The 1,310-nt window shown below is 74.4% G+C and carries 1 protein-coding gene; it reads right to left on the bottom strand.

Annotated elements, in window-relative coordinates:
- The coding region (locus AAHZ94_RS34215; RefSeq protein ID WP_502964871.1) for a branched-chain amino acid aminotransferase family protein at window positions 1-667 on the bottom strand (667 nt) is incomplete at its 3' end.
- Between the last annotated feature and the right edge of the window lie 643 nt (window positions 668-1,310).

Consider the following 1,310-nt stretch of genomic DNA (forward strand, 5'->3'; position numbering starts at 1 on the left):
GGGCGCTGCCGTGCTGGGCGGGGGGGGCCTGCCCGACCTGCGCGGCGGGGGGGGGGCGGGGGGCGGGGGCGCCCCGGGGGCCGCCGGGGGCCGCCCGGACGTACTCCTCGGACAGCCACACCGAGACCGGCTTCACACCGCTCGGGAAGTACGCGCCGGCCGGCGAGGCGATGACCACGAACAGGTACTCGTTGGCCGGGCGGACACCGAGCCCCACCTCGGTGGCGATCATGAACGGGCGCAGGTACAGGGACTGTTCACCGTTGGCGGGCACCCAGGCCCGGTCCTGCTTGACAAGCGCGTCACAGGCCGCGATGAAGGTCTCGACGGGGAGCTCGGGCATGGCGAGCCGGCGGGCGGACGCCTGGAAGCGGGCGGCGTTGGCGTCGGGGCGGAAGGTGGCGACGGTGCCGTCGGGCTGCTGGAACGCCTTGAGGCCCTCGAAGATGGTCTGCGCGTAGTGCAGCGTCATGTTCGCCGGGTCGATCGACAGCGGCGCGTACGGAACGAGTTGCGCCTCGTGCCAGCCGCGGCCCTCGGTCCACTTGACGGTCACCATGTGGTCGGTGAAGTGGCGGCCGAAACCGGGGTTGGCCAGGATCGCCTCGCGCTCCGCGGCCGGCAGCGGATGCGAGGAGGGCTTGAGCTCGATCGTGGTCGTCGTCATGAGAACGTGTCCTTCGCCATATGGGTTCGACGGACCGCGCTCACTTCCGTCCCTGTCAGTCGGCTATAACGTCCAAGTTTCGCCTTGTGCTGCGGCCCCGCGTTCGATTATCGCTCGCGCGGAACCGTCCAGGGAACACAAGGCCACTCTTCGGCATGCGCGGGCCTGACCTCGATGGTCGCACCCCGCCGCGCGGAAGCACAGCGACGGTGAGCAGGCTCTCGATCCGGATTTTCGCCCTCCAGCGCCGTATCGCCGCCGCGGCCGTACGACTCAGACGTACGCTTTGGGCCGCCCCGCCACATCCATCACATCCGGAGGCCGTGCCACCGCTCTGCACCCGCGCCCCGGAGCGCGGGAAGGGGCGCGACCCGCGGGCGCACCACACTGGCGCCGCGGCGCCGGCCGTGGTGTCGGAGCCCGCCCCGTACCGGTAATTCCCGCCGCTCCGTGGCCCGTACGGAGCGGCCCCCCCCTGGCCCCCCGCCCCCGGGGCCGCCCCCCCCCGCCGCCCCCGCCGCCCCCCCCCGCCCCCCCCGCCCCCCCCGCCCCCACCCCCCCCCGCGCGGGGGGTGGGGGGGGGTTGGCGGGGCCCCCCCCCGACGGTCACACCCCGACCCTCACCCCCCGACCCACACCCCCC

This window comes from Streptomyces sp. HSW2009 (assembly GCF_040240285.1).
Taxonomy (GTDB): domain Bacteria; phylum Actinomycetota; class Actinomycetes; order Streptomycetales; family Streptomycetaceae; genus Streptomyces.